Raw genomic sequence first — 26,473 nt, 5'->3', positions numbered from 1 at the left:
CCCTCTCTTGCAGTGGTTACTTGACGGATCCGCCCGCAGCCACGATCTTCTGCTCGGCAGAACCCGAGACCTTGTCGACCGCGACGGTGAGCTTCACGGCGATGTCGCCGTTGCCCAGAACCTTGACCTTCTCGTTCTTGCGAACGGCACCCTTGGCGACCAGGTCGCTGACGGTGACGTCGCCACCGGCCGGGTACAGCTCCGCGAGCTTCTCCAGGTTCACGACCTGGTACTCCACGCGGAACGGGTTCTTGAACCCGCGCAGCTTCGGGGTGCGCATGTGCAGAGGCATCTGCCCACCCTCGAAGCCGACGCGAACGGTGTTGCGGGCCTTGGTGCCCTTGGTGCCGCGACCGGCCGTCTTGCCCTTGGAACCCTCACCGCGACCGACACGGGTCTTCGCGGTGTTGGATCCGGGGACCGGACGCAGGTGGTGCACCTTCAGGACGCCGGGGCGGGATGCCGGAGCATCCTTCTTCGGCGCAGCCTTCTTGGCGGCGGGCTTCTTCGCAGGAGCCTCGGCCTTGGCGTCGACCGCGGCCTTCGCCGGAGCCTTTGCCGCAGCGGGCTTCTTCGCGGCGGCAGCCTTGGGGGCCGCTGCCTTCTTCGGGGCCTTCTCAGCCTCGACGGCTTCGTTCTTCTCAGCCATTAGTCGATCTCCTCAACCTTCACGAGGTGGGCGACGGTCTTGACGTAGCCGCGCGTCTGCGCGTCGTCGGGGCGAACGGTGCTGTCACCGATGCGCTTCAGACCGAGGCTGCGCAGCGTGTCACGCTGGTTCTGCTTCTCGCTCACCTTGGACTTGATCTGCGTGACCTTGAGCCGGGCGGCCATCAGGCACCTACCTTCTGTGCGGCGATGGCCTCAGCCTCGGCGCGGACGAGACGCGCAGGTGCGACCTGGTCGAACTCGAGGCCACGACGCGCGGCGACCGCACGGGGCTCCTCGAGCTGCTTCAGGGCCGCGACCGTCGCGTGCACGATGTTGATCGTGTTCGACGAGCCGAGCGACTTCGACAGCACGTCGTGGATGCCGGCGCACTCGAGCACGGCGCGGACGGGACCACCGGCGATGACACCGGTACCGGCAGCGGCCGGACGAAGCAGGACCACACCGGCGGCCGCCTCACCCTGCACTGGGTGCGGGATGGTGCTGCCGACGCGCGGAACGCGGAAGAAGTTGCGCTTGGCCTCTTCGACGCCCTTCGAGATGGCCAGGGGCACCTCGCGAGCCTTGCCGTAGCCGACGCCGACCAGACCGTTGCCGTCGCCGACGACCACGAGAGCGGTGAAGCTGAAGCGACGACCACCCTTCACGACCTTCGACACGCGGTTGATCGTGACGACGCGCTCGAGGAACTGGTTGTCACCACGGTCGCGCGAGTTGCGGTCACGGCCACCCTGGTTGCGGTCACCACGGCCACCGCCGCGGCGGTTGTCGCGCTGAGACGGCTCTGCCTGCGTGGTGCCGGTGGCCGTCTCGGAAGTGGCAGCAGCCGCTTCGGTCACTTCGTTCTCCTTGTTGTCACTCACAGTGCCAGGCCCCCTTCGCGAGCGCCATCGGCGATGGCGGCGACACGACCGGCGTAGCGGTTGCCGCCACGGTCGAACACTGCCTCGGAAACGCCTGCGGCCTTCGCGCGCTCGGCGAGGAGCTCGCCGACCTTGCGGGCCTTGGCGGTCTTGTCACCCTCGAGCGTGCGCAGGTCGGTCTCGAGCGTCGAAGCCGACGCCACGGTGTGACCCTTGCTGTCGTCGACGAGCTGCACGAAGACGTGGCGAGCCGAACGGTTGACGACGAGACGCGGACGCGCCTCGGTGCCGACGACCTTCTTGCGAAGGCGGGCGTGACGACGCGCGCGGGCGTCAGACTTTGACTTGAGAGCCATGGTTACTTACCACTCTTTCCGGCCTTGCGACGCACGACCTCGCCCGCGTAGCGGACACCCTTGCCCTTGTACGGCTCAGGCTTGCGGATCTTGCGGATGTTCGCAGCTGCCTCGCCGACAGCCTGCTTGTCGATGCCGCTGACGGTGAGCTTGTTGGTGCCCTCCACCGTCAGGGTGATGCCGGCGGGCGGGTCGATGAGGACCGGGTGCGAGAAGCCGAGGGCGAACTCGACCGAGCTGCCCTTCTGAGCCACGCGGTAACCGGTTCCGACGACCTCGAGACCCTTGGTGTAGCCCTGGGTCACGCCGATGATGTTGTTGTTGATGAGCGTGCGGGTCAGGCCGTGAAGCGACCGCGACGCGCGCTCGTCGTCGGGACGAGTGACGAGAACCTGGTTCTCCTCGACCGCGACCTCGATGGGGCTGGCCACCGTCAGGGTGAGTTCACCCTTGGGGCCCTTCACCGCGACCTCACGGCCGTCGACCGAAACGGTCACGCCCGCGGGAACCTCGATGGGAAGTCGTCCAATACGCGACATTTCGGATTACCACACGTAGGCGAGAACTTCTCCGCCCACGCCCTTCTGCTCAGCCTGACGGTCGGTGAGAAGACCGGAGGAGGTGGACAGGATGGCCACGCCGAGGCCGCCGAGGACCTTGGGGAGCTCGGTGGACTTCGCGTACACGCGGAGGCCGGGCTTCGACACGCGCTTGATGCCCGCGATCGAACGCTCACGGTTGGGGCCGTACTTCAGCTGGAGGGTGAGATTCTTGCCGACGCGAGCGTCAGAGGTCTCCCAGCCGGCGATGTAGCCCTCCTGCTGGAGGATCTCGGCGATGTGCGTCTTGAGCTTGCTCGACGGCAGGGTCACGGAGTCGTGATGCGCCGAGTTCGCGTTGCGCAGACGGGTCAGCAGATCTGCGACCGGGTCTGTCATTGTCATTGTTGTTTTCCTTTGGTCATGAGGTTCCGGCTGCCGTTACACGACAGACGGCCTGCGATGAACACGCAATCTTCAATTGTACGGCATGCCGGGAGCCGGATGCTGCGGGTGAACACAGCATCCGGCTCTCACATGCCGGGCTTACGCCTGGGCGTCGTCCGACCGGAACGGGAAGCCGAGGTGACGGAGCAGTGCCCGGCCCTCGTCATCCGTCTTCGCGGTGGTGACGACGGTGATGTCGAAACCGCGAACCCGGTCGATCTTGTCCTGGTCGATCTCGTGGAACACGCTCTGCTCCTGGAGACCGAAGGTGTAGTTGCCGTTGCCGTCGAACTGCTTGGCCGACAGACCGCGGAAGTCGCGGATGCGGGGCAGTGCGAGCGAGACCAGGCGGTCCACGAACTCCCACGCGCGGTCACCACGGAGGGTGACGTGCGCGCCGATGGCCTGACCCTCGCGCAGCTTGAACTGCGCGATGGACTTGCGGGCCTTCGTGACGATCGGCTTCTGGCCGGTGATCTTGGTGAGGTCGTCGACCGCACCATCGATCACCTTGCTGTCGCGAGCCGCCTCACCGACACCGGTGTTCACGACGACCTTGACCAGACCGGGGATCTGCATGACGTTCGAGTAACCGAACTCGTCCTGCAGAGCCTTCTTGATCTCGGCGTTGTACTTCTGCTTCAGGCGCGGCTGGATCTTGCCAGCCGGCGCGGCAGTGGCGTTGCTCATCAGAGGTCCTTACCGCTCTTCTTCGCGTAACGCACGCGGACGGTGCGCTTGACGCCGTCCTTGGTCTGCTCCTCGACCCGGTGGCCGACCTTGGTCGGCTTCTTGGTCGAGGGGTCGACGACTGCGACGTTCGAGATGTGGATGGGAGCCTCGACAGTCTCGAGGCCGCCCGTCTTGGTGCCACGCTGCGTCTGGCCGACGCGGGTGTGCTTGGTGACGTAGTTCACGCCTTCGACGATGACGCGGTTCTGGCCGGACAGGATCTCGAGGACCTTGCCCTGCTTGCCGCGGTCGCCGCCCTTCTCCTGCTTGCGACCGCTGATGACCTGAACCAGGTCGCCCTTCTTGATCTTCGCCATGATTAGATGACCTCCGGCGCCAGCGACACGATCTTCATGAACTTCTTGTCACGAAGCTCACGACCGACCGGACCGAAGATGCGGGTGCCGCGGGGCTCCCCGTCGTTCTTCAGGATGACGGCGGCGTTCTCGTCGAACTTGATGTAGGAGCCGTCCGGACGACGGACCTCCTTCTTGGTGCGGACGATGACCGCCTTGACGACGTCGCCCTTCTTGACGTTCCCACCGGGGATCGCGTCCTTGACGGTCGCGACGATGGTGTCGCCCAGGCCGGCGTAACGACGCTTGGAGCCACCGAGCACACGGATGGTGAGCAGCTCCTTGGCGCCGGTGTTGTCGGCGACCTTGAGTCGGGATTCCTGCTGAATCACTTGGCCTTCTCCAGAATCTCCACCAGACGCCAGCGCTTCGTGGCGCTCAGCGGGCGGGTCTCGTTGATGAGGACCAGGTCGCCGATGCCGGCGGAGTTGGTCTCATCGTGCGCCTTGACCTTCGAGGTGCGGCGGATGACCTTGCCGTAAAGCGGGTGCTTCACGCGGTCCTCGACCTCGACCACGATGGTCTTGTCCATCTTGTCGCTGACGACGTAGCCACGACGCGACTTGCGATACCCGCGGGCATCCTCGTCGCGGACGTCGTGAGCGGCGTGCTCAGCCTCGACGGCGGCTTCCTTCTTGGTGGCCATCACTCAGCCTCTTCCTTCACGGCGTCGTCAGCGGAGTCCGCCTTCTTCGCCTTCGACTTGGTCGCCTTCTTGGCCGGAGCCTCGACGGGAGCGGGCGTCGCACGGATGCCCAGCTCGCGCTCGCGGATCACGGTGTAGAGACGCGCGATGTCGCGCTTGACGGCGCGGATGCGGCCGTGGCTCTCCAGCTGGCCGGTGGCCGACTGGAAACGGAGGTTGAACAGCTCCTCCTTGGCCTTGCGCAGCTCCTCAACGAGGCGCTGGTCTTCGAACGTGTCGAGCTCTGCCGGAGCGAGCTCCTTGGTGCCGATCGCCATTACGCGTCGCCCTCCTCGCGCTTGATGATGCGTGCCTTGAGCGGCAGCTTGTGAATGGCACGGGTCAGTGCCTCGCGAGCGAGTTCCTCGCTCACGCCGGCGACCTCGAAGAGGACGCGACCCGGCTTGACGTTGGCAACCCACCACTCGGGGGAACCCTTACCGGAACCCATGCGGGTTTCGGCCGGCTTCTTCGTGAGCGGACGGTCGGGGTAGATGTTGATCCACACCTTTCCGCCACGCTTGATGTGACGCGTCATCGCGATACGAGCGGACTCGATCTGACGGTTGGTCACATACGCCGGGGTGAGCGCCTGGATGCCGAACTCACCGAACGACACCTTGGTGCCACCGGTGGCCTGGCCCGAGCGACCCGGGTGGTGCTGCTTGCGGTACTTGACCTTACGAGGGATAAGCATCAGGCAGACGCTCCTTCTGCGACGGGTGCCTCGTTGCGCGGCGCGCGGCGGCGGTCGCCACCACGGTCGTCACGACGGGACTTCGGTGCGTTGGCCTGCTCGCGGGCAAGCTCCTTGGCGGTGAGGTCGCCCTTGTAGATCCAGACCTTCACGCCGATGCGGCCGAAGGTGGTCTTGGCCTCGTAGAAGCCGTAGTCGATGTTCGCACGAAGCGTGTGCAGCGGCACACGACCCTCGCGGTAGAACTCCGACCGGCTCATCTCGGCGCCGCCGAGACGGCCGGAGACCTGGATGCGGATGCCCTTGGCGCCAGCGCGCTGCGCGCCCTGGAGACCCTTGCGCATCGCACGACGGAACGCCACGCGAGCAGAGAGCTGCTCGGCGATGCCCTGTGCGACGAGCTGAGCGTCGGCCTCGGGGTTCTTGACCTCGAGGATGTTCAGCTGGATCTGCTTGCCCGAGAGCTTCTCGAGGTCGCCGCGGATGCGCTCGGCCTCGGCTCCACGACGACCGATCACGATGCCCGGACGGGCGGTGTGGATGTCGACGCGGACGCGGTCACGGGTGCGCTCGATCTCGATGTTCGAGACACCGGCGCGGTCGAGCTGCGTCTTGAGCAGGTTGCGGATCTTGATGTCCTCGGCGACGTAGTCGGCGTAGCGCTGACCCGGCTTCGTCGAGTCGGAGAACCAGCGCGACACGTGGTCCGTGGTGATGCCGAGACGGAAGCCGTACGGGTTTACCTTCTGTCCCATTACTTGCTCGCCTTCTTGTTGCTGTCGCCCGAGGCGGCCGGAGCCGTCTGGGGCGTCGAGAGCACGACCGTGATGTGGCTCGTGCGCTTCTTGATCTGGAAAGCGCGACCCTGTGCACGGGGCTGGAAACGCTTGAGCGTCGTGCCCTCGTCGACGTAGGCGTTAGCCACGTACAGGTCCTGCTCGTCGAGGAACTCCCCGTCGCGATCCGCCTTCACCTGCGCGTTGGCCATGGCCGACGCGACAAGCTTGTAGATCGGCTCGCTGGCGCTCTGCTGCGCGAACTTCAGGATCGCGAGAGCCTCCTGGGCCTGCTTGCCCTTGATGAGCGCAACGACACGACGAGCCTTCTGCGGGGTCACGCGGATGTGTCGCACGCGTGCGATGGATTCGACCATTAGCGGCGCCGCCCCTTCTTGTCGTCCTTCTCGTGGCCGCGGAAGGTGCGGGTGGGCGCGAACTCGCCCAGCTTGTGACCGACCATGGTCTCGGACACGAACACAGGGATGTGCTTGCGACCGTCGTGGACCGCGATCGTGTGACCCAGCATGGCCGGGATGATCATGGACCGGCGAGACCAGGTCTTGATGACGTTCTTCGTGCCGGCTTCGTTCTGCACGACCACCTTGCGAAGCAGGTGCTCGTCGACGAAGGGGCCCTTCTTAAGACTGCGAGGCATCTTCTCTTACTCCTACTTGCGCTTCTTGCCGGCGTTGCGACGGCGCACGATGTACTTGTCGCTTTCCTTGTTGGCGTGACGGGTGCGACCCTCAGCCTGACCCCAGGGGGAGACCGGGTGACGACCACCGGAGGTCTTACCCTCACCACCACCGTGGGGGTGGTCGACCGGGTTCATCGCGACACCACGCACGGTCGGGCGGACGCCCTTCCAGCGCATGCGGCCGGCCTTGCCCCAGTTGATGTTCGACTGCTCGGCGTTGCCCACCTCGCCGATGGTCGCGCGGCAGCGCGCATCGACGTTGCGGATCTCGCCCGAGGGCAGACGCAGCTGGGCGTAGGGGCCGTCCTTGGCGACGAGACGGACGGACACGCCGGCCGAACGTGCCAGCTTCGCGCCGCCGCCGGGGCGGAGCTCGATGGCGTGGATGACCGTACCCGTGGGGATGTTCTTCAGCGGGAGGTTGTTGCCCGGCTTGATGTCGGCCGATGCACCCGACTCGACGATGTCGCCCTGCTTCAGCTTGTTCGGCGCGATGATGTAGCGCTTCTCGCCGTCGAAGTAGTGCAGCAGCGCGATGCGTGCGGTCCGGTTGGGGTCGTACTCGATGTGAGCGACCTTGGCGTTCACGCCGTCCTTGTCATTGCGACGGAAGTCGATGACACGGTACTGGCGCTTGTGGCCACCACCGATGTGACGGGTCGTGATACGGCCCTGGTTGTTGCGACCACCGGTCTTCGAGAGCGGGCGCAGCAGCGACTTCTCCGGCGTCGATCGAGTGATCTCGGCGAAGTCAGCCACCGACGAGCCGCGGCGGCCCGGGGTCGTGGGCTTGTACTTGCGAATAGCCATGATTGTCCTTATCCCCCGGATCAGCCGATTGCCGTGAAGATGTCGATGGTGCCCGACTTCAGGGTCACGATGGCGCGCTTGGTGTCCTTGCGCTTGCCGGTGCCGAAGCGGGTGCGGCGAGCCTTGCCGACGCGGTTGAGAGTGTTGACGCTCGCGACCTTGACGCCGAAGATCTTCTCGATGGCGAGCTTGATCTCGGTCTTCGAGGCACGGGGGTCGACGAGGAAGGTGTACTTGCCCTCATCGATGAGCCCGTAGCTCTTCTCGGACACGACCGGCTTCAGGATGATGTCGCGCGGGTCCTTGTTCAGGGCCGTCTGGAGAACAGATGCCTGCTCGCTCATGCGGAGACCTCCTGGTTGGCGCCGGTCTTCGAGGCGATGAAGCCCTCGAGAGCGGCCTGGGTGAAGACGATGTCGTCGGAGACGAGCACGTCGTAGGCGTTGAGCTGGTCGAACGTCAGCACGTGCAGGTTCGACAGGTTGCGAATGCTCTTCAGCGTCACGTCGTCGTTGCGCTCGATCACCACGAGCACGTTCTTCGACGAGACGACGTTGGTGAGGAAGCTCACCGCGGTCTTGGTCGAAGGCGTGCCGTCGATGCCGAAGGACTCGATGGCGTGGATGCGGTCGCCGCGGAAACGGTCGCTCAGCGCGCCCAGGAGGGCGGCGGCGATCATCTTCTTGGGCGTGCGCTGCGAGTAGTCGCGCGGCTTCGGGCCGTGCACGATGCCACCGCCGGTCATGTGCGGCGCGCGGATCGAGCCCTGACGGGCGTTACCCGTGCCCTTCTGCTTGAAGGGCTTGCGGCCGGCACCGGAGACCTCACCGCGACGCTTGGTCGAGTGGGTGCCCTGACGTGCGGCAGCGAGCTGCGCGACGACGACCTGGTGGATCAGCGGGATGTTCGTCTTGACGTCGAACAGCGCGGCGGGAAGCTCGATCGAGCCTGCCTTCTTGCCGTCTGCCTTGAGGACGTCGAGCGCGAGAGTCGAGTCAGCCATGATCAGGCACCCTTCACTGCGTTGCGGACGTAGACGATGCGACCGCGAGCACCGGGGACGGCGCCCTTGACGAGCAGCAGACCCTTCTCGATGTCGACGGCGTGCACCGTGAGGTTGAGGACGGTCACGCGCTCGCCACCCATACGGCCGGCCATGCGCATGCCCTTGAAGACGCGGCTCGGGGTCGACGATGCGCCGATGGAGCCGGGCTTGCGGTGGTTGCGGTGCGAACCGTGCGATGCCGAGACGCCCTTGAAGTTGTGACGCTTCATGACACCGGCGAAGCCCTTGCCCTTGCTCGTGCCGACGACGTCGACGAGCTGGCCGGCCTCGAAGGTGGCGTCGACCGTGAGCTCCTGGCCCAGGGTGTAGTCGCCGGCATCCGCGGTGCGGATCTCGGTGACGTGACGACGCGGCGTGACGCCTGCAGCCTCGAAGTGGGCGGAGAGCGGCTTGTTCACCTTGCGCGGGTCGATCTGACCGTACGCGATCTGCACGGCGTTGTAGCCGTCCTTCTCGGGGGTACGGATCTGGGTGACCACGTTCGGCGCGAGCTCGATGACGGTGACGGGAATGAGCTTGCCACTCTCGTTCCACACCTGGGTCATGCCGAGCTTCGTGCCCAGCATGCCCTTGGAAATCTTTGCGTTGATGTCAGCCATGTCGAACCTCAGAGCTTGATCTCGATGTTGACATCGGCCGGCAGGTCAAGGCGCATCAGCGAGTCGACGGCCTTGGGCGTCGGGTCGACGATGTCGATCAGACGCTTGTGGGTGCGCATCTCGAAGTGCTCGCGGCTGTCCTTGTACTTGTGGGGCGACCGGATGACGCACACGACGTTCTTCTCGGTCGGAAGGGGCACGGGTCCGACGACGGTCGCGCCCGCACGGGTCACGGTGTCGACGATCTTGCGTGCGGACGTGTCGATGACCTCGTGGTCATACGACTTCAGGCGAATGCGGATCTTCTGTCCCGCCATTGTCTGCTCTCTCTCTTTAGGCGTCGTACCGTCCGGGACCGGATGATCCTGGGGCATTGGACGCACGATGGCGCTGGTTGCGCCTCGGCACGAGAACGGCTCTTGCGAGTCGATCTGCTGCACCACTGTTCTGCTGTCATCCCGCACGCCTCGCGACGTGCGGATGCCGACCTCCATCACGCATGATGAAGCCTCGATGAGGAGTGTCGGGGGTGTTCTGCCATACGCGGCCTAGGTCCCTGCGCCCCATCCCATTCGGGACGACGCCGCCTATGCACACTCGTGATGGTGATCCAGCGCACGCGAAGCACGCCGAAATGTCGAACCTGACTATTCTGCCATGCCGGATTTCACTTCTGCAAACCCGGGCGTGTCGCGCTTCCGCCGCAGCCGTCGCAACGGCGTTCTTCAGGCCTCTGCAGCCCGCGACGCGGGCGGATCAGGAGAGCGGGGCGAGGCATCCCCATGCCTCGCCCCGCTTGGGGAGGGCGTCCAGTGCGAGGGGGCACACCGAACGCGAGGAGCCCGGCGTGAAGGGACGCCGTGCTCCCCGACCGAGGGCGCGGCAGATGACCTGCCGCGCAGGCAGGGAGACGCTGTGGCGCACAGAGTGCGCGCGTCGCACGATGATCCCCAAGATCGTTCCCCAGTTCGAACGCGGCGAGCCGCGTGGATGCGGGAGGTCGAACCCCTTCGACGTCCCAGACCGCAAGTTCCCCAGACGGTCAGATGTCATTGTACGGGATGACTCCGCAGGAACGCGATACCGGAGACCGGAATACTGGGTTCCTCCCCGATCTCGTCCGGACGCAGAGAAGCGGCGGCCCTCCCCTCAGGAAGGACCGCCGCTCCGAGTCTGCGCGAGGGTTACTCGTTGCCGACGGCCTTGTCGGCGCCGTCGCGGATCTCGTCGATCTTGTCGGCCGCGCCGGGGGCGATCTTCTTGGCGAAGTCGGCGACACCGTCGAGGACCTTGTCGCTGATGTCCTCGGCCTGCTCGCTCTTGACCGCCTCTTCGATCTTGTCCTTGTTCTGCTCGAAGAGTTCCTTGCCCTTGTTGACGGCGTCCTCGATACCCATGGTGAATCCCCTTCTGAGGTGTGCTCTGCGCCGACCGATCAGGCCGACCCACTCATTCTGCATGTCGACGCCGGTATACGGAACCCCGTGCACCGATTGAGACACCGAGTGTCATCGAATCGGGAAACACAAAGGGGCCGAGCCCGAAGGCTCGACCCCTGTGCGAAGGAAGCGGATGCTTACTTGATGATCTTCGTGACCGTACCGGCGCCGACGGTGCGTCCACCCTCACGGATGGCGAAGCCGAGGCCGTCCTCCATGGCGATCGGCTGGATCAGCTCGACCGTCATGTCGGTGGTGTCGCCGGGCATGACCATCTCGGTGCCCTCGGGCAGCGAGATGACGCCGGTGACGTCGGTGGTGCGGAAGTAGAACTGCGGGCGGTAGTTCGTGTAGAACGGGTTGTGACGGCCGCCCTCTTCCTTCGAGAGGATGTAGGCGGTGCCCTCGAAGTTGGTGTGCGGCGTGACCGAACCCGGCTTCACGATGACCTGGCCGCGCTCGACGTCCTCACGCTTGGTGCCACGGAGCAGGAGACCGCAGTTCTCGCCGGCCCATGCCTCGTCGAGCTGCTTGTGGAACATCTCGATACCCGTGACCGTGGTCTTGACGGTCGGACGGAGTCCGACGATCTCGACCTCGGAGTTGATGGCCAGCGTGCCACGCTCGGCGCGGCCGGTGACGACGGTTCCACGACCGGTGATCGTGAAGACGTCCTCGACGGGCATCAGGAAGGGCTTGTCGCGGTCGCGCTCCGGCTCCGGAACGCTGTCGTCGACGGCCTGCATCAGGTCGAGGATGGCCTGGGTCCACTTCTCGTCACCCTCGAGGGCCTTCAGAGCGGAGACGCGCACGACCGGCGCGTCCTCGTCGAAGCCCTGAGCGGCGAGCAGCTCGCGAACCTCGAGCTCGACGAGCTCCAGGATCTCCTCGTCGTCGACCGCGTCGGACTTGTTCAGCGCGACGAGCAGGTAGGGAACGCCGACCTGCTTGGCGAGCAGCACGTGCTCACGCGTCTGAGCCATCGGGCCGTCGGTGGCGGCGACCACGAGGATCGCGCCGTCCATCTGAGCCGCACCGGTGATCATGTTCTTGACGTAGTCGGCGTGGCCGGGAGCGTCGACGTGCGCGTAGTGGCGCTTCGGGGTCTCGTACTCGATGTGCGAGATGTTGATGGTGATACCACGCTGGCGCTCTTCCGGCGCCGAGTCGATGGAAGCGAAGTCGCGCTGCACGTTGGTGTCAGACGGGAACTTGTCAGCAAGCACCTTCGAGATCGCTGCGGAGAGCGTGGTCTTGCCGTGGTCAACGTGACCGATGGTTCCGATGTTGACGTGCGGCTTGGTCCGCTCGAACTTGGCCTTAGCCACTGGGTCCTCCTCAGGACGTCGTTGTAGAGGTGACCGGGCACTGGTTTGCGACCGGTTCTCTACGGGTTTTGTTTCTCAGTTTAGTAGAGAGGGAATGTGAAGTTGTAGGTGACCTGGGAGCCGGGTCGGAACCCGGCTCCCAGAAGTGTTACTCGCCGCCCTGGTGCTTCTGGACGATCTCGTCGGCCACTGCACGGGGAACCTCAGCGTAGCTGTTGAACTCCATGGAGTAGACGGCGCGACCCGAGGTCTTCGAGCGCAGGTCGCCGATGTAGCCGAACATCTCGGACAGCGGGACGTGCGCGCGGACGACCTTGACGCCTGCGGCATCCTCCATCGACTGGATCTGGCCACGACGCGAGTTCAGGTCGCCGATGACGTCGCCCATGTACTCCTCCGGAGTACGGACCTCGACGGCCATCAGCGGCTCGAGCAGCACCGGGCTCGCCCGGCGGAGAGCCTCCTTGAGACCCATCGAGCCTGCGATCTTGAACGCCATCTCCGAGGAGTCGACATCGTGAGCCGCACCATCGACGATCGTCGCCTTGACGCCGACGATCGGGTAGCCGGCGAGGACGCCGACGTTCATCGCATCCTGGAAACCGGCGTCGATCGAGCCGATGTACTCACGCGGGATGCGCCCACCGGTGACGGCGTTGACGAACTCGTAGGTCTTGTCGTTGTCGAGCTCGAGCGGCTCGATGTTGAACTGGATCTTCGCGAACTGACCCGAACCACCGGTCTGCTTCTTGTGCGTGTAGTCGTGCTTCTCGACGGCCTTGCGGATCGTCTCGCGGTACGCGACCTGCGGCTTGCCGACGTTCGCCTCGACGTTGAACTCGCGCTTCATGCGGTCGACGAGGATGTCGAGGTGCAGCTCGCCCATGCCCTTGATGGTCGTCTGACCGGTCTCGGGGTTGAGCTCCGTGCGGAAGGTCGGGTCCTCCTCAGCGAGCTTCTGGATGGCGACACCCAGCTTCTCCTGGTCGGCCTTGGTCTTCGGCTCGATGGCGACCTCGATGACGGGCTCCGGGAACGTCATCGACTCGAGGACGACCGGCGCTGCGGGGTCGGTGAGGGTGTCACCCGTCGTGGTGTCCTTCAGGCCGATGACCGCGTAGATGTTGCCGGCGGTGACCGAGGGGACCGGGATCTCCTTGTTGGCGTGCATCTGGAAGATCTTCCCGATGCGCTCCTTCTTGCCCTTGGTCGAGTTGATGACCTGAGCGCCGGAGTCGAGCTGGCCGGAGTACACGCGCACGTAGGTCAGGCGACCGAAGAACGGGTGCACGGCGACCTTGAACGCGAGAGCTGCGAACGGGTCGTTGGCGTCGGGGTGACGCTCGATGATCGTGTCGTAGTCCTTGGGGTCGTGCGCCTCGATCGAGCCCACGTCGAGCGGGTTCGGGAGGTAGTCGACGACAGCGTCCAGCATCGGCTGGACACCGCGGTTCTTGAACGCCGAACCGCAGAGGACCGGGTAGATCTCGGACGCGACGGTGAGCTTGCGGATGGCGCCCTTGATCTCGGCGACCGTGAGCTCCTCGCCACCGAAGAACTTCTCGAGCAGCGCGTCGTCGGTCTCGGCGACGGTCTCGAGGAGCTGCTGACGGTACTCGTCCGCCTTCTCCTTGAGGTCGGCCGGGATCTCCTGGATCTCGTAGGAGGCGCCCATGGTGACGTCGCCCTTGGAGTCGCCGGCCCAGACCAGCGCACGCATCTCGACGAGGTCGACGACGCCGATGAAGTCGTTCTCCGCGCCGATCGGCAGCTGGATGACGAGCGGCTTGGCGCCGAGGCGGTTGATGATGGTGTCGACGGTGAAGTAGAAGTCCGCGCCGAGCTTGTCCATCTTGTTGACGAAGCAGATGCGGGGGACGTTGTACTTGTCGGCCTGACGCCACACGGTCTCGGACTGGGGCTCGACGCCCTCCTTGCCGTCGAACACGGCGACCGCGCCGTCGAGGACGCGGAGCGAGCGCTCCACCTCGACCGTGAAGTCCACGTGACCGGGGGTGTCGATGATGTTGATCTGGTTCTTGTTCCAGTAGCAGGTCACGGCGGCAGACGTGATCGTGATGCCGCGCTCCTTCTCCTGCTCCATCCAGTCGGTGGTCGACGCACCGTCGTGCGTCTCGCCGAGCTTGTGGTTGACGCCCGTGTAGAACAGGATGCGCTCGGTCGTGGTGGTCTTGCCAGCATCGATGTGAGCCATGATGCCGATGTTCCGAACCTTGCTCAGGTCGGTGAGCACGTCTTGTGCCACAGGAGTGTCCTTATCTTTTTGGCAGTCGAACTGCGAAGAGGGGGGTGCCCGCCCCCGGCGGGCGGCCGGGGGCGGGCGAAGCTGTTACCAGCGGTAGTGAGCGAACGCGCGGTTCGACTCGGCCATCTTGTGGGTGTCCTCGCGGCGCTTGACCGCGGCACCGAGGCCGTTCGACGCGTCCAGGATCTCGTTCTGGAGACGCTCGGTCATCGTCTTCTCACGACGACCCTTGGCGTAGCTGACGAGCCAGCGCAGCGCGAGGGTGTTCGCGCGGTGCGGCTTGACCTCGACCGGCACCTGGTAGGTCGAGCCACCGACGCGGCGGCTCTTGACCTCGAGGGTGGGGCGGACGTTGTCGAGCGCCTTCTTCAGCGTGGCGACGGCATCCTGGCCGCCGTTCTTCGCCTCGACGCCCTTGAGGGCGTTGTAGACGATCGACTCGGCGAGGGACTTCTTGCCGTCGACGAGGATCTTGTTGACCAGCTGGCTGACGATCGGAGCGCCGTATACCGGGTCGTTGACGACGGGACGCTTAGGTGCGGGACCCTTACGAGGCATCTAACTCAACCCTTCTTCGCGCCGTAGCGGCTGCGAGCCTGCTTACGGTTCTTGACGGCCTGGGTGTCCAGGGCGCCGCGGACGATCTTGTAACGCACACCGGGGAGGTCCTTGACACGACCGCCGCGGACCAGGACCAGGGAGTGCTCCTGGAGGTTGTGGCCCTCACCGGGGATGTACGCGGTGACCTCGGTGCCGTTGCGGAGCTTGACACGGGCGACCTTGCGCATCGCCGAGTTCGGCTTCTTCGGGGTGGTGGTGTACACACGGGTGCAGACACCGGCCTGCTGGGGGTTCGACTTCAGTGCGGGCGCCTTGGTCTTCGAGACCTTGGGCGAGCGACCCTTGCGAACCAACTGCTGAATGGTTGGCACGTTCTCTCCTCATAATGCTGCACGGTGACAGCGTGATGGGTTTCACATCATGACCCACCGGCACGCCGGAACCGACGTGCTTGTGTGGTGGTGGGTATGCCGTGGGGGCGGACCGGCTATGGAGCCGACGCCCAGCGCGCACGTCAAGACGTGCACACACCTGACCAAGTGTAATGCCGCGTAACGTGGCGGTCAAATGGGAGGTGCGCTCACCGCAGGTCTCTGATACGCGCGGCCACCGAACCGCCCTCCCCCGTCCTGCGCTCGGCCGTGACCGCGATGATGAGCAGCACCGCTCCCATGACCGCCAGCGTGATCCACCACGGCATGGATTCGATGCCGCGCCCGATCTGCACCGAGAACACGAACACGTTCTCGATCGGCAGCACGATCAGTCCGATGAGGAAGGGCGCGGCGAGCCGCCCGCGGGATCCGACGAGGATCGCGGCGAGAGCCAGCACCATCACCAGGATCGCCCGCCAGGTGAGCGGATCGGTGAAGGTCGAGACGATGGACGCGATCATCATCACGACGATCCCCGGGGCGAGGAGCGCCCAGGATCCGCTCCACCGCCCTGGCCAGCTGTTCAGCGTCGGCCGGCTCTTCGTGGAGGCCTCCCCCTCACCGCCGCTCGGCGGCGTCGAGGAGCCGCCGAGCACGCCGGCGAGGAGCAGGAAGGCGCCGAGCGGGAGCGAGAACCACTCCACGCGCAGGTCGCGCGGGCTCCACGCGACCACGGCCGTGACGAACGCGATCGCGAAGAGGAACCAGACCGGCGGGAGCAGTGTCCCCCCGCGTCGCGCACGGGATGCGGCGACCACCACGGCGAGCAGCCAGACGAGCATCAGCGACCACATCGCCCAGATCGAGAACCAGTCGCGCTCGATCGCGAACCACGTCCCCGCGGCGAGCGCGAGCGCAGACGGGGCGCCGAGCCAGCGACTCGATCGCACAGGGGACTCCGCGGGGACAGCCCTTCGGATGCCGCGGGCGGCGAGCAGCAGCACGGCGGCGCCGAGCGCGCTCACGCCGAGGCAGGAGAGGAGGAGAGCGGCGCCGTGCAGCGTCGGGACGTCCTGACCGAGCCCGATCCGGATGGCCTGGATCGTGCCGACCGTGGATGCCAGGCCCGCGGCGAGGAGCGTCGGGATGCGCAGTCTCCGCAGTCGCCGCATCCGCACCCCGGCGCCCTCGCGGCCGAGCAGAGCCGCGAGCCCGAGCAGCGCCCAGGCGGCGAGCAGCAGACCGCCGACCCGCCAGGGCAGGAAGACCTGGCCCGCGGCATCCGGCTCCACCACGGCGACGATGGCGAGCAGCGGGCCGATCGCGAGCGCGAGACCCGCGGCGTACAGACCGGTCGCCGGCCGACCCCGTAGGGTCAGCACCGTCGCGACGGCCGCGGCGCCGAGGGTCGGCGGCAGCAGATACGCCTCGAGCAGGTCGACACCGGTCATCCCCCACACGCACCACAGCGCCCCGGTGAAGGACGCGGCCGCGACCCACCACAGCAGGCGACGGCCGGCGAAGACCGCGCCGGCGGTCGCGCCGATGCCGAGGATCAGCAGCACGAGGAACGTCGTCCCGAGCCCCGCGGCGTCGCGCCAGAGCGCGAGCCCGACAGCGATCACCCCGGTGAGCAGGGCGGACGCCTCGATCGCGATGCGCGCGGCATCCGCCGTTCCGACCGGATGCCCCCTGGTCACGAGCGCGGCTCTCACGATCGGCGTCGACGGCAGCACCAGGGCGACGAGCACGGCGATGATCGGCAGCGTCACCGGGGATCCGCTCGACGTCAGCAGCTGCGCGCCGAGGCACACCACGACGACGGCGAGCGCGGGCACGAGCATCGCCGCGGCCGCGGTGCGCACGGCGAGGGTGAGCCCTGGACGCCGTGTGAGGAGCAGAGACATCGCGAGGGCGAACATCAGACCGGTGGACAGCGCCGTCCATCCGCTGCGCTCGACGACCACCTGCAGGATGCCGATGCCGAAGGGCACGGTCGCGACGACCAGCACGGCCTGCCAGGCGCGCGCTCCGACCCGCGGGAGGTAGGTGCAGACGATCGCGGCGCCGAGGCCGGCGGATGCCGTCAGGCACAGCTGCGCGATCCCGGAGACGCCGCCCTGCCCGAGCGCGATGGCGACGAGGACCAGGGCGTACGCGAAGCCGGCGCCCACGTAGAGGAAGCGGAACCGCTGCGGACGCGCGGAGGCGAGCGCGGCCAGCGCGACCAGGGTCCCCGCCCCTGCGAGCGGGACCGCCGCGGTCTCGCGCCACGCGACCATCACCGCGGCGACGAGCGCCAGGTGGGCCGCGACCAGCAGGATGAGCCTGGCCCCCGGAGCGGACACGAAGGTCGGGAGCGTCCGGAGCGCGGCGGCGACGAGCACCACGGCCGCGGCGAGCACCGCGACGGAGGCCGGAAGCGGCACCAGCTTCGCGCAGCCCAGCACGAGCACCGCGACGGCAGCGGCGACGAGCGACAGCCGCGCGGCGGGCACCGAGAGCCCGCGGAGCCCGTCACGGTCGCGGGCAAGCCTGCCGAAGACGGCCAGCCCTGCGCACACCGCGGCGAGTCCGACGACGACACCCCACGCCGTGTCTCCCAGCGCGTAGCCGGAGTCGCCGCCCCGCACGAACTCGCCCACCGTGGCGACGCCCGACATGGCGGAGAAGCCGAGCAGCACCGCGGAGGGCACGGCGAGGACCGTGAGGGCTCCGGCCGCCACGAGACCGCGGGGCACCGCACGGGGCAGCGGGACGAGCGCCCCGATCAGCACGAGCGCGACGGATGCCGCAGCGGGGACGATCGCGAACAGCCACGGCGTGCTCTGCAGCGCCTCCCCGGTGAGCGCGAAGACCGCGACGACCACGGCCGCCGCTCCCGTGCCTCCGGCGCCGTACGCCCAGAGACCGGCGAGCATCCGCCGTGCGGCGATGACGGCGTGCACCGCGACGAGCAGCAGCACCCCGCTGATCGTGAGGAAGAACGCGGTGTCGCTCCCGGCATCCACCCGCCACATGAGGACGAGGGCGCTCAGGGAGGCGATGAGCTGCACCGCGGTGAGGGTGGTCTGCTCGACCAGAGGCGGCCGCACCCACTCGATCAGCGCTGCTCCGGCCACGGCGACGCCGATCGCGCCGAGCACCGCCGACAGCGGAGTTCCCCCGGCGAGGCCCAGCATCGCCGGGGTGAGCGCGAGCGCGGTGACCGCGGTCCACTCCCAGATCCGGATGCCGCGGCGACGCCCCGCGAAGAGCATCACCGCACCGGCGGCGGCGGTCACGGCGGCGGCCGTGAACCACGGATCCACCGCGGGGGCGGCGAGCTGCGCGAAGGCGTGGATGTCGAGCCCCGCGAACACCAGGCCGAGGCCGCCGACCGCCTCCGCCGAGAAGCGCAGCGAGCGACGGGAGAGCATCCACGCTCCCCCGAGGAAGAGCAGGGTCACCAGGCCGACGATCACCCCGCGCAGCGCACGGTCGGCGAGGTCGGGGTTGAAGTAGGTGAAGACGATCGCCGCGACGGCGAACAGACCGGCCCCCGCCGTCGCCAGCACCGACTGCAGCGTCGCGCTGCTCTGCGGATCGGGAGCGGATGCCGGGGAGAGGTCCGTGGCCACGACCGGGGTCGGAGCATCCTCCGCTGGGCGCGGCATCGCGCCGACCGGTGCGAGTGAGAGGACCGGGACCTGACGGAGGAGCTCGTCTCGGGCGCGCATCGCCGCGGCCGCGGACTGCGACGCCTTCCACACGTCTCCCGAGATGGGCCCGCGCAGATCGGCGCCGCAGCGCGCGCAGGTTCCGCCGGACAGCGTCCACTGGCAGATGGGACAGCTGGAGTCGTCGAGCAGGTGTCTGGCGACGGACTCGCCCCAGGTCGACAGCGGCATGGTGCCCGTCGTGGTCATCGCTGCTCCTCCTCATCGGGGATCCAGCGCAGGATCTCTCCCGGCTGGCAGTCGAGGACGCGGCAGATCGCGTCGAGGGTGGTGAAGCGCACGGCCTTGGCCCTGCCGTTCTTGAGCACGGCGACGTTGGCGGGGGTGATGCCGATCGCGTCGGCGAACTCCTGCACGCTCATCTTCTTGCGGGCGAGCTGCACGTCGAGGTCGATGACGATGGGCATCAGACGACCTCTGACAGATCCTGCTCGAGCTCCAGCGCCTTGCGGAGGAGTCCGCGCAGCACGACGACGAGCAGGGCGAGCGCCGCGCTCACCACGATGCCGAGCACGGCGAGGAGCACGAGCGAGAGCGACACCGCGCGGCTCGCGACGATCACGATGAACGAGGCGAGGATCAGGGCTCCGGCCGAGACGAGGGCGGCGAGGATGACATCGACGTACCGGAAGGCCTCCACGCGGAAGATGCGCTCGGCCTGCACGAGGGAGAGCAGGAACCAGATGCACACCAGCGTCACCTCGACGAGTCCGAGGAACAGCACCGCGCCGATGATGCCCGGCACCTCCAGCTGGGCCACGTCGGGATTGCGGATCGCGGTGATGCGCGCGACCTCCGGGATCACCAGGATCTGACTCGCGAGCAGAAGCCCGAGCAGGAGGACGATCAACGCCTTGAGGATGCGAGTGACGTGAGGCTGCATGACGACCCTATCGATCAGCAATGGATATCTATCGAAAAACGATAGCCATCGCCGACTCGACGCTCCACTCGCGCCGCGCTTCTCCCAGGGGATGCGCAGGATACGGATCCGGCATCCCCTCCGCGATGCGGGGCGGCGTCGCTTCCGGGACCGGCGAGCGCACCCAGGGCGCGCCTCCCTGTCGACGGACCGCGCGGAGCGGCGCGCGCGGCCTATGCTGGCGAGGTGACGCAGCACGCTCCCCGGGTCGCCGTGCTCGGCCCCGTGACGGTCGCGGCAGCGGACGGATCCTCGGTCGAGATCCCCGGCGCGACCTCCCGCGCCCTCCTCGCATCCCTGGCGCTGAGCGCCGGGGCCTCCCGCAGCATCGAGGCGCTCTCCGCCGACGTCTGGGGCGACGAGCAGCCGGCGAATCCGCGCGGCGCGCTGCAGACGCTCGTCTCCCGCCTGCGCGCATCGGGCGGAGCCGACGTGATCCGCAGCGACGCGATCGGCTATGCGCTCGGCGATCAGGGCTCCTGCGACCTCACGATCGCGCGGTCGGCGGATGCCGAGGCGCTCCGCCTGCCCGACGGCGATCCCGCTCGCCTCGCCCTGCTCGACGACGCCCTCGCCCTGTGGCGGGGAGACGCCGGCGCCGACCTCGGGCTCTCCCCCGCGGCCGCCGACCTCGCCGAGGCGTCCGATGCGCTGCACCGGCGACTGCGGTCCGCGCGCTCGCGCTCGCTCATAGCCCTCGGCCGCGCCGCGGAGGCCGTTCCGCAGCTCACCGAGATCGCGACCGCGCAGCCCTACGACGAGGACGTGCACGCGCAGCTGATGACGGCCCTCGCCGACTCCGGTCGACCGCAGGAGGCGCTCGCGGTGTTCGCCGCGCTGCGCACGCGCCTGCGCGACGACCTCGGCGCCTCTCCCGGTGAGACCACGACCGCCCTCAACGCGCGGATCCTCCGTGGCGAGACCGGCGGCTCCCCCGCACCGATCCGCATCGGTCTGCGGGCTGCGCCCAACGAGCTCATCGGCCGCGAAGGCGACGTGGCGGGGATCGGCGACCTGCTGGTGCGCTCGCGCCTCGTGACGATCCTCGGGGCGGGAGGACTGGGCAAGACCCGGCTCGCCCAGGCGGTGGCGGCGGCCTCCGACGCCCCGGTCGTCGCGGTCATCGCCCTCGCCAGCATCCGCGCCGACGCCGACCTTGAACCGGCGATCGGCGCGGCCCTCGGCATCAGCGAGGCGTCGACCGGCGGCCGTCTCTCCGAAGCGCGCGCCCAGCCCGATCTTCGGACCCGCATCGTCGCGCTGCTCACCGAGCGCCCGACGCTGCTGGTGCTCGACAACTGCGAGCAGATCATCGACGCGACGGCGCGCTGGGCGACGGAGCTGCTCGCGTCCGCGCCGACCCTGCGGATCCTCACGACCAGCCGCACTCCCGTGGCGATCGCGGCAGAGGCGGTCTACCCGCTGACCTCCCTCAGCGCCGACGACGGTGAGGGACCGGCGGTGCGGCTCTTCCTGCAGCGGGCGCGCGCCGTGCGGCCCGACGCCCGGCTGAACACGGATGCCGTCGCGCGACTGTGCGTGCGCCTCGACGGCCTCCCCCTGGCGATCGAGCTGGCGGCCGCCCGTGTGCGCACCATGACCGCCGAGCAGATCGAAGCCAGGCTGGAGAACCGCTTCGCCCTGCTCACCGGCGGCGATCGCGCGGCCCCCGAGCGCCACCGCACGCTGCAGGCGGTCATCGAGTGGAGCTGGGATCTGCTCGACGACGACTCGCGCACCGCGCTGACGAGGCTGTCCCTCCTCCCTGCGGGGTTCTCCGCGGCGACGGCATCCGCCGTGCTCGACGAGCCCGTCGTCGACGACCTCCTCGACCGTCTGGTCGCCCAGTCGCTGCTCGTCGTCGCGGAGGCGGGCAACGGCGCGGACCTGCGGTTCCGGATGCTGGAGACCGTGCGCGAGTTCGGGCTCACCAGGCTCGCCTCCTCCGGTGCGGAGGACGCCGCCTGGGATGCCGTGCTCTCCTGGGCGAGCGCCTACTCGCGGATGCCGGGCGCCAGCCTGCTGGGCGCCTACTCCCCCGCGACGGCCGAGGCGCTGCGCGAGCTGAGCGCGGAGAACGACAACCTCGTCGCCGCGCTGCGTCACGCACTCGACGGGAACCGCTCCGCCGAGGCCGTGCGGATCTTCGCGACGCTCGCGACGTCGTGGGTCGTGCGCGGCTCCTTCACCGAGTTCATCGGGTTCGCGGCGGCGATGATCGCGGCGATCGACCGCCTCGACGACCATGCGGTGCCGCACGACGTGCTCGTCAGCGTGCTCCTGCCCTGCGCGCTGATGTCGCTGCTCGGCGAGGACCCCCGCGGCCTGCGCGCGTTCAGCAGGCTGCGCCGACTGCACCGCTCCCCCGCCGTCGTCCTGAGCCCAGGGTGGGCCGCGCTCACCTCGGTGGCCGTGCAGATCGCCCGGCCGGAGAGGATGATGCAGGCGCTGGAGGAGCTGCGCCGGTCGAGCGAGCCCTCCGCACGACTCATCGGCGAGTTCATGACGTCGCAGACGGCCGAGAACATGGGCGACGCCGAGGGCGCCGCCCGCTCGGCGCAGCGCGCATGGGAGCTGGCCGAGCAGACCGGTGATCGCTGGATCGCCACGCTCTCCGCGAGCTCGTCCGCCCAGATCGCCGGGCAGTCTGGCCGACCCGCCGACGCGCTCGTCTGGCTCGACAGGGCGAAGCGCGCCGCGGAGGACTTCGACGCGGCCGAGGAGCGGGTCCAGCAGGACTGGACGCGCGGCATCGCGCTGCTCGGCCTCGGGCGCATCGACGAGGCCGAGGGCTACTTCGACGACCTCTCGCGCACCGGCGAGCTCACGCAGCAGGGCCTCGAGTACGCCGCGCTCGGCTGGTTCGGGCTCGCGGAGGTGGCACGCGCCCGCGGTGAGCGCGACCGCGCCGTCGCCGACTACCAGCGCTCCCTCGACGCCTTCGCCCACGGCTCCCAGCGCGCGAACCCCTGGTACCTGCTGCTCGTCGCGAGCCTGATCGCGGCATCCGCCTCCGACGGGCTGCTGCCGCCCGCCGACGTCGCGCGCTGGGCGGCCCGGCTTCGCACGCGGATGCGGGCGCTGCACCGCATGAACCCCGTCTACGTCGACCGCCCCGTGCTGGGCACCGTGCTCGCGGGGTGGGCGGCCTGGGCGCTCACGAGCGCACCGGAGCGGGATCGAGGGCTGGCCGCGCTGGCCCTGGCCGAGAGGCTCGGCGCCCGACAGGACCTGCCGAGCCTGAGCCTCACGACCCTGTTCGCCCGCGCCGCGGAGGTCACGGGCGCGGAGGCGGTCGCGGCGGCACGCGCCGAGGCATCCGTCCTCGCATCGGACGAGCTCGCCGAGCGCGCCCTGCGGATGCTGGAGAAGCCCCGCACGGACTGAGTCCGCACGGGGCCGTCCGGATCCGGGTCAGGCCTTGCGCATGTACGCGCGCACCGTGAGCGGAGCGAAGATCGCGACGATCACCGCGGCGCCGAGGATCGAGAGCCAGGCGTCAGCGCCGAAGACGCCGTTGTTGATGATCTCCCGCACCGCGGTCACCAGGTGCGACACGGGGTTGATGTTCACGAACCCCTGCAGCCAGTCCGGCATGGTGTCCACCGGGACGAAGGCGTTGGACAGGAACGTCAGCGGGAACAGCACGAGCATCGAGATGCCCTGCACGCTCGACGCAGTGCGCGCGATCACTCCGAAGAAGGCGAAGATCCAGCTGATCGCCCACGAGCAGCCGATCACGAGGAGGCCGGCCACGATCACCGCGCCGATGCCGCCCTCCGGACGCAGGCCCATGATGTAGCCCATCGTGAAGGTCAGCGTCGTCGCGATCGCGTAGCGGAGGGTGTCGGCGAGCAGCGCACCCGACAGCGGCGCGATGCGGGCGATCGGCAGGGACCGGAACCGGTCGAACACGCCCTTGTCCATGTCCTCGCGCAGCTGCGTGCCCGTCACCACGGATGTGGTGATCACGGTCTGCACGAGGATGCCGGGGATGATCACGGGCAGGTAGGACGCGACGTCGCCCGAGATCGCCCCGCCGAAGATGTAGGTGAACATCAGCGTGAAGATGATCGGCTGGAGCGTCACATCGAAGAGCTGCTCCGGCGTGCGGCGGATCTTCACGAGGCCGCGGTAGGCCATCGTGAGGGTGTTCTGCACGGTCTGTCCGAGGCTCGTGCGGTTCTTCAGGCGGCGCTCGGATGCCGGCACGATCATGCGGGCGGGCGCGACGGCGGTGGCGCTCATGCGTGCACCTCTTCCTTCTGCGTGTCTGCGTCTTCGTCTGCGGTCGCCGGGCGACCGGTGATGGTGAGGAACACCTCGTCGAGCGTCGGCTTCTGCACGCTCAGCTCCGTGACGCCGATGCCGCTCTCGCGAAGGGTGATGAGCAGGTCGGCGACGCGGTTCGCATCGGCCATCGGAGCCGTGAGGCGAGCAGCCTCGGGCGACAGCGTGCCGCGGACCCCGAGGATCCTCTCGATCGCGGTCAGCGCGTCCGCCGTGTCGGCGGGGTCGGTGAGCCGCAGTTGCAGGCTCGACGTGCCCACGGACGCCTTGAGCTCGTCGGCGGTGCCCTCGGCCACCACCTTGCCGTGGTCGATGACGGCGATGCGGTCGGCGAGCTGGTCGGCCTCGTCGAGGTACTGGGTCGTGAGCAGGACGGTCGACCCGGTCGCGACGAGCTCGCGGATCGTGTCCCACATCTGACCGCGGGTGCGGGGGTCGAGGCCGGTTGTCGGCTCGTCGAGGAAGATCAGCGGGGGCTGGGCGATGAGGGATGCCGCGAGGTCGAGGCGCCGACGCATGCCGCCGGAGAAGTCCTTGAGCGGACGACGGGCGGCCTCCGCGAGCCCGAAGCGCTCCAGCAGTTCCTCCTGCTTGGTCTTCGCCTCGCTGCGGCCGAGGCCGAGCAGACGGGCGAAGATCATGAGGTTCTCGGTGGCGGAGAGCGTCTCGTCGACGGATGCGAACTGCCCCGTGACGCCGATGAGCTGGCGGACGATCTGCGGGTCGCGCACGACGTCGTAGCCGAAGATCCGACCCGATCCGCCGTCCGGACGCATCAGGGTCGCGAGCATGTTGATGGTGGTGGTCTTGCCGGCGCCGTTCGGGCCGAGGACTCCGTAGACGGTGCCGGTCTTCACGCGGAGGTCGACGCCGTCGACCGCGCGGTTCTGCCCGAACACCTTCACGAGTCCATCGGCCTCGACGGCCCAGTCTGCGCTGCGTTCTGTCATGGGAGACAGCATCCGCTCGCCCGCTTTCAGGGCGCTGTCGCGTCGCTGTCGTCCGCTGTCGCGCACTGTCGGCGCACGTCGCGGTGCGGCGTCGGCGATGCCGACGCGCTCCGCCGACCGGCCGCGGTCAGACGGTGTCGGGGCCGAAGGGCGAGTCCAGCGACTGCGTGAGCTCGGCGAGCATCGCCTCGATCTGCGGCTCGACGTGCTGAGAGATCGCGGCCTGGATGTGCAGGCGGTGGCGCAGGAGCATGCCGCAGATCTCCCGCCCGACCATGTTCGCGTACTCGTCGGCCAGCGACACCTCCTGCCGGAGGGCGGCCTTGGCCTCGTCGCTCAGCGGCGGCAGCGGAGGGAGCTCCTCGGCGGCGTCATCGGCCATGCCGGCGATCGTGAACAGGAACGGCGCACCCGGCACGGGCTCCGGGTCGAGCGGCAGTCCGTCGAACTCCGGATCGAGGTCCTCCGACGGCCGGTAGCTGCGGGCCCTGTTGCGTGCGGACTGCTGGTCGAGCTCGCGCTGCAGCATCGGGAGGTTGCGTGCCGTGTACTCGGCCACCGCCGCGTCGACGATCGCCTTGATGCGGGTGGAGAGGCCGTGCTGCACACCGTGCGGGGCGTTCGCCGCGATCCCGGCGGCGGAGAGCACCGGCGATCCGAGGCACCGGCGACAGGGCGCGACGCGTCCGCGGTGGGTGGCCGGCTCCCAGCGCGGCACCCAGCGCAGCCAGGCCTCGACGGCCTGGTCGACCTGCGTCTCCAGCGAGCGCTCCACACCACAAGCGTACGGCGCGCCGGGCGTGTCGGACCAGATTCGCGGGTCGTGGCGTCACTCGGCGTCGTCGCCCTCCCACGGCCAGTGCGGATGCTGCGCCCTCGTGCGCCGCAGGGCGATGCCACCCCATGCGGCCACGGCCGCGGCGGCGAGGAGCACGAGGCTCGGGCCGCCGCGCACCAGATCGCCGACGACCGCCGTCGCGACGATCAGATCGCTCGTCGAGAGGAGCACGGCGACCCACACCGCGAGCAGGTGGACGAGAGCGGCGCTCAGAGCGACCACGGGCACGGAGAGGAAGGACGGATGCCGCGCCCGCAGCGCGAGGCCGAGGGTCGCGGCGAACGCGATCACGCCGAACAGCATCCCCACCGCTCCGGGTGCCTGGCCGAGTCCCCGGATGGAGATGATGTCGGCATCCGTCGTGATGCTCAGCGCCCCGAGCCCGAACACGGCGAGCGCGAAGAAGCTGATCACGGCCATGACCAGGGCCAGAACGGCCGAGACCCCCGCAGACGGAGGCCTGCGGGGGTCTGACGATGACATCTCGTGTC

General features: G+C 68.3%; 33 protein-coding genes. 1 reads left to right on the top strand and 32 read right to left on the bottom strand.

The annotated features are described in order from the left end of the window. Positions 1 to 16 precede the first annotated feature (16 nt). The 28 genes from rplO to LC438_RS04530 form a co-directional block, all read right to left on the bottom strand. Positions 17 to 649 (bottom strand): 50S ribosomal protein L15, encoded by a 633-nt coding sequence (rplO, locus tag LC438_RS04665; protein WP_105673679.1) that lies wholly within the window; start codon positions 647 to 649, stop codon positions 17 to 19. Beyond that, complete coding sequence (gene rpmD / locus LC438_RS04660) at positions 649 to 834, bottom strand: 50S ribosomal protein L30 (RefSeq protein WP_067121122.1); 186 nt, start codon at positions 832 to 834, stop codon at positions 649 to 651. Before rpmD ends, rplO begins: the two co-directional genes overlap by 1 nt. Then, positions 834 to 1,532 carry a 30S ribosomal protein S5 gene (gene rpsE / locus LC438_RS04655; RefSeq protein WP_105673681.1) on the bottom strand — a complete coding sequence of 233 codons (699 nt, stop codon included), beginning with the start codon at positions 1,530 to 1,532 and terminating at the stop codon, positions 834 to 836. The genes rpmD and rpsE overlap by 1 nt, the downstream gene beginning before the upstream one ends. Next, complete coding sequence (gene rplR, locus LC438_RS04650; protein WP_105673683.1) at positions 1,529 to 1,888, bottom strand: 50S ribosomal protein L18; 360 nt, start codon at positions 1,886 to 1,888, stop codon at positions 1,529 to 1,531. The genes rpsE and rplR overlap by 4 nt, the downstream gene beginning before the upstream one ends. A gap of 2 nt (positions 1,889 to 1,890) precedes the next feature. Beyond that, complete coding sequence (gene rplF / locus LC438_RS04645; RefSeq protein ID WP_105673685.1) at positions 1,891 to 2,427, bottom strand: 50S ribosomal protein L6; 537 nt, start codon at positions 2,425 to 2,427, stop codon at positions 1,891 to 1,893. A 6-nt stretch (positions 2,428 to 2,433) separates the two neighbouring features. Continuing rightward, positions 2,434 to 2,832, bottom strand: coding sequence for a 30S ribosomal protein S8 (gene rpsH, locus LC438_RS04640; RefSeq protein WP_105673687.1), 399 nt, complete (start codon positions 2,830 to 2,832; stop codon positions 2,434 to 2,436). Between the two features lie 141 nt (positions 2,833 to 2,973). Beyond that, the gene (gene rplE / locus LC438_RS04635) at positions 2,974 to 3,564 is read right to left on the bottom strand and encodes a 50S ribosomal protein L5 (RefSeq protein ID WP_105673689.1); all 591 of its coding nucleotides are present in this window, start codon (positions 3,562 to 3,564) and stop codon (positions 2,974 to 2,976) included. Beyond that, positions 3,564 to 3,923, bottom strand: coding sequence for a 50S ribosomal protein L24 (gene rplX / locus LC438_RS04630; RefSeq protein WP_105673690.1), 360 nt, complete (start codon positions 3,921 to 3,923; stop codon positions 3,564 to 3,566). The genes rplE and rplX overlap by 1 nt, the downstream gene beginning before the upstream one ends. Before the next feature lie 2 nt (positions 3,924 to 3,925). Continuing rightward, the gene (rplN, locus tag LC438_RS04625) at positions 3,926 to 4,294 is read right to left on the bottom strand and encodes a 50S ribosomal protein L14 (protein WP_017201583.1); all 369 of its coding nucleotides are present in this window, start codon (positions 4,292 to 4,294) and stop codon (positions 3,926 to 3,928) included. Beyond that, on the bottom strand, positions 4,291 to 4,608 hold the full coding sequence (rpsQ, locus tag LC438_RS04620; RefSeq protein ID WP_105673692.1) for a 30S ribosomal protein S17: 318 nt from the start codon (positions 4,606 to 4,608) through the stop codon (positions 4,291 to 4,293). The genes rplN and rpsQ overlap by 4 nt, the downstream gene beginning before the upstream one ends. Then, positions 4,608 to 4,925, bottom strand: a complete 318-nt coding sequence (gene rpmC / locus LC438_RS04615; RefSeq protein WP_017829202.1) for a 50S ribosomal protein L29 — start codon at positions 4,923 to 4,925, stop codon at positions 4,608 to 4,610. The genes rpsQ and rpmC overlap by 1 nt, the downstream gene beginning before the upstream one ends. Continuing rightward, complete coding sequence (gene rplP / locus LC438_RS04610; protein WP_105673694.1) at positions 4,925 to 5,344, bottom strand: 50S ribosomal protein L16; 420 nt, start codon at positions 5,342 to 5,344, stop codon at positions 4,925 to 4,927. The genes rpmC and rplP overlap by 1 nt, the downstream gene beginning before the upstream one ends. Beyond that, a complete protein-coding gene (gene rpsC, locus LC438_RS04605; protein ID WP_105673696.1) occupies positions 5,344 to 6,099 on the bottom strand; it encodes a 30S ribosomal protein S3 in 756 nt (251 codons plus the stop codon). Before rpsC ends, rplP begins: the two co-directional genes overlap by 1 nt. Beyond that, complete coding sequence (gene rplV / locus LC438_RS04600; RefSeq protein ID WP_105673698.1) at positions 6,099 to 6,497, bottom strand: 50S ribosomal protein L22; 399 nt, start codon at positions 6,495 to 6,497, stop codon at positions 6,099 to 6,101. The genes rpsC and rplV overlap by 1 nt, the downstream gene beginning before the upstream one ends. Beyond that, positions 6,497 to 6,778 (bottom strand): 30S ribosomal protein S19, encoded by a 282-nt coding sequence (gene rpsS, locus LC438_RS04595; protein WP_017201589.1) that lies wholly within the window; start codon positions 6,776 to 6,778, stop codon positions 6,497 to 6,499. Before rpsS ends, rplV begins: the two co-directional genes overlap by 1 nt. 12 nt (positions 6,779 to 6,790) lie before the next feature. Further along, positions 6,791 to 7,630: a 50S ribosomal protein L2 gene (gene rplB / locus LC438_RS04590; RefSeq protein WP_105673701.1), complete on the bottom strand. Its 840-nt coding sequence runs from the start codon at positions 7,628 to 7,630 to the stop codon at positions 6,791 to 6,793. Positions 7,631 to 7,650: 20 nt separating this feature from the next. Continuing rightward, on the bottom strand, positions 7,651 to 7,974 hold the full coding sequence (rplW, locus tag LC438_RS04585; RefSeq protein ID WP_017201591.1) for a 50S ribosomal protein L23: 324 nt from the start codon (positions 7,972 to 7,974) through the stop codon (positions 7,651 to 7,653). Further along, positions 7,971 to 8,633: a 50S ribosomal protein L4 gene (gene rplD / locus LC438_RS04580; RefSeq protein WP_105673703.1), complete on the bottom strand. Its 663-nt coding sequence runs from the start codon at positions 8,631 to 8,633 to the stop codon at positions 7,971 to 7,973. The genes rplW and rplD overlap by 4 nt, the downstream gene beginning before the upstream one ends. 2 nt (positions 8,634 to 8,635) lie before the next feature. Next, complete coding sequence (gene rplC / locus LC438_RS04575; RefSeq protein ID WP_105673705.1) at positions 8,636 to 9,295, bottom strand: 50S ribosomal protein L3; 660 nt, start codon at positions 9,293 to 9,295, stop codon at positions 8,636 to 8,638. 8 nt (positions 9,296 to 9,303) lie between these two features. After that, a complete protein-coding gene (rpsJ, locus tag LC438_RS04570; protein WP_017201594.1) occupies positions 9,304 to 9,612 on the bottom strand; it encodes a 30S ribosomal protein S10 in 309 nt (102 codons plus the stop codon). 867 nt (positions 9,613 to 10,479) lie between these two features. Next, complete coding sequence (locus LC438_RS04565; protein WP_105673707.1) at positions 10,480 to 10,692, bottom strand: hypothetical protein; 213 nt, start codon at positions 10,690 to 10,692, stop codon at positions 10,480 to 10,482. A gap of 179 nt (positions 10,693 to 10,871) precedes the next feature. Then, complete coding sequence (gene tuf, locus LC438_RS04560; RefSeq protein ID WP_105673709.1) at positions 10,872 to 12,062, bottom strand: elongation factor Tu; 1,191 nt, start codon at positions 12,060 to 12,062, stop codon at positions 10,872 to 10,874. A gap of 148 nt (positions 12,063 to 12,210) precedes the next feature. After that, positions 12,211 to 14,328 (bottom strand): elongation factor G, encoded by a 2,118-nt coding sequence (fusA, locus tag LC438_RS04555; protein ID WP_308116172.1) that lies wholly within the window; start codon positions 14,326 to 14,328, stop codon positions 12,211 to 12,213. Between the two features lie 84 nt (positions 14,329 to 14,412). Next, positions 14,413 to 14,886 carry a 30S ribosomal protein S7 gene (gene rpsG / locus LC438_RS04550; RefSeq protein WP_045256225.1) on the bottom strand — a complete coding sequence of 158 codons (474 nt, stop codon included), beginning with the start codon at positions 14,884 to 14,886 and terminating at the stop codon, positions 14,413 to 14,415. A 5-nt stretch (positions 14,887 to 14,891) separates the two neighbouring features. Beyond that, the gene (gene rpsL / locus LC438_RS04545; RefSeq protein ID WP_013584051.1) at positions 14,892 to 15,260 is read right to left on the bottom strand and encodes a 30S ribosomal protein S12; all 369 of its coding nucleotides are present in this window, start codon (positions 15,258 to 15,260) and stop codon (positions 14,892 to 14,894) included. 209 nt (positions 15,261 to 15,469) lie between these two features. Further along, positions 15,470 to 19,171 carry an SCO7613 C-terminal domain-containing membrane protein gene (locus LC438_RS04540; RefSeq protein WP_223585984.1) on the bottom strand — a complete coding sequence of 1,234 codons (3,702 nt, stop codon included), beginning with the start codon at positions 19,169 to 19,171 and terminating at the stop codon, positions 15,470 to 15,472. Then, the gene (locus LC438_RS04535; RefSeq protein ID WP_105673714.1) at positions 19,168 to 19,389 is read right to left on the bottom strand and encodes a helix-turn-helix transcriptional regulator; all 222 of its coding nucleotides are present in this window, start codon (positions 19,387 to 19,389) and stop codon (positions 19,168 to 19,170) included. The genes LC438_RS04540 and LC438_RS04535 overlap by 4 nt, the downstream gene beginning before the upstream one ends. Further along, positions 19,389 to 19,865 carry a DUF2975 domain-containing protein gene (locus LC438_RS04530; RefSeq protein WP_105673716.1) on the bottom strand — a complete coding sequence of 159 codons (477 nt, stop codon included), beginning with the start codon at positions 19,863 to 19,865 and terminating at the stop codon, positions 19,389 to 19,391. Before LC438_RS04530 ends, LC438_RS04535 begins: the two co-directional genes overlap by 1 nt. 225 nt (positions 19,866 to 20,090) lie before the next feature. Here LC438_RS04530 and LC438_RS04525 point away from each other — a divergent pair, with 225 nt between their 5' ends. Beyond that, positions 20,091 to 23,291, top strand: coding sequence for a BTAD domain-containing putative transcriptional regulator (locus LC438_RS04525; RefSeq protein WP_223585983.1), 3,201 nt, complete (start codon positions 20,091 to 20,093; stop codon positions 23,289 to 23,291). Positions 23,292 to 23,318: 27 nt separating this feature from the next. Here LC438_RS04525 and LC438_RS04520 read toward each other — a convergent pair whose 3' ends face one another. The 4 genes from LC438_RS04520 to LC438_RS04505 all read right to left on the bottom strand — a co-directional run bounded on the left by LC438_RS04520 (position 23,319) and on the right by LC438_RS04505 (position 26,465). Further along, positions 23,319 to 24,152, bottom strand: coding sequence for an ABC transporter permease (locus LC438_RS04520; RefSeq protein WP_374197865.1), 834 nt, complete (start codon positions 24,150 to 24,152; stop codon positions 23,319 to 23,321). Then, positions 24,149 to 25,144: an ATP-binding cassette domain-containing protein gene (locus LC438_RS04515; protein WP_223585982.1), complete on the bottom strand. Its 996-nt coding sequence runs from the start codon at positions 25,142 to 25,144 to the stop codon at positions 24,149 to 24,151. Before LC438_RS04515 ends, LC438_RS04520 begins: the two co-directional genes overlap by 4 nt. 127 nt (positions 25,145 to 25,271) lie before the next feature. Beyond that, positions 25,272 to 25,919 carry a spermidine/putrescine ABC transporter substrate-binding protein gene (locus LC438_RS04510; protein ID WP_181155857.1) on the bottom strand — a complete coding sequence of 216 codons (648 nt, stop codon included), beginning with the start codon at positions 25,917 to 25,919 and terminating at the stop codon, positions 25,272 to 25,274. Between the two features lie 54 nt (positions 25,920 to 25,973). Then, positions 25,974 to 26,465, bottom strand: a complete 492-nt coding sequence (locus LC438_RS04505; protein ID WP_223585981.1) for a hypothetical protein — start codon at positions 26,463 to 26,465, stop codon at positions 25,974 to 25,976. Positions 26,466 to 26,473 lie beyond the last annotated feature (8 nt).

The sequence above is a fragment of the Microbacterium sp. OVT16B genome (assembly GCF_019969705.1).
GTDB classification, from domain to species: Bacteria; Actinomycetota; Actinomycetes; order Actinomycetales; family Microbacteriaceae; genus Microbacterium; species Microbacterium natoriense.
The sequence above is the reverse complement of the archived record's forward strand: the minus strand, read 5'-3'. Positions and strand labels throughout refer to the sequence as shown.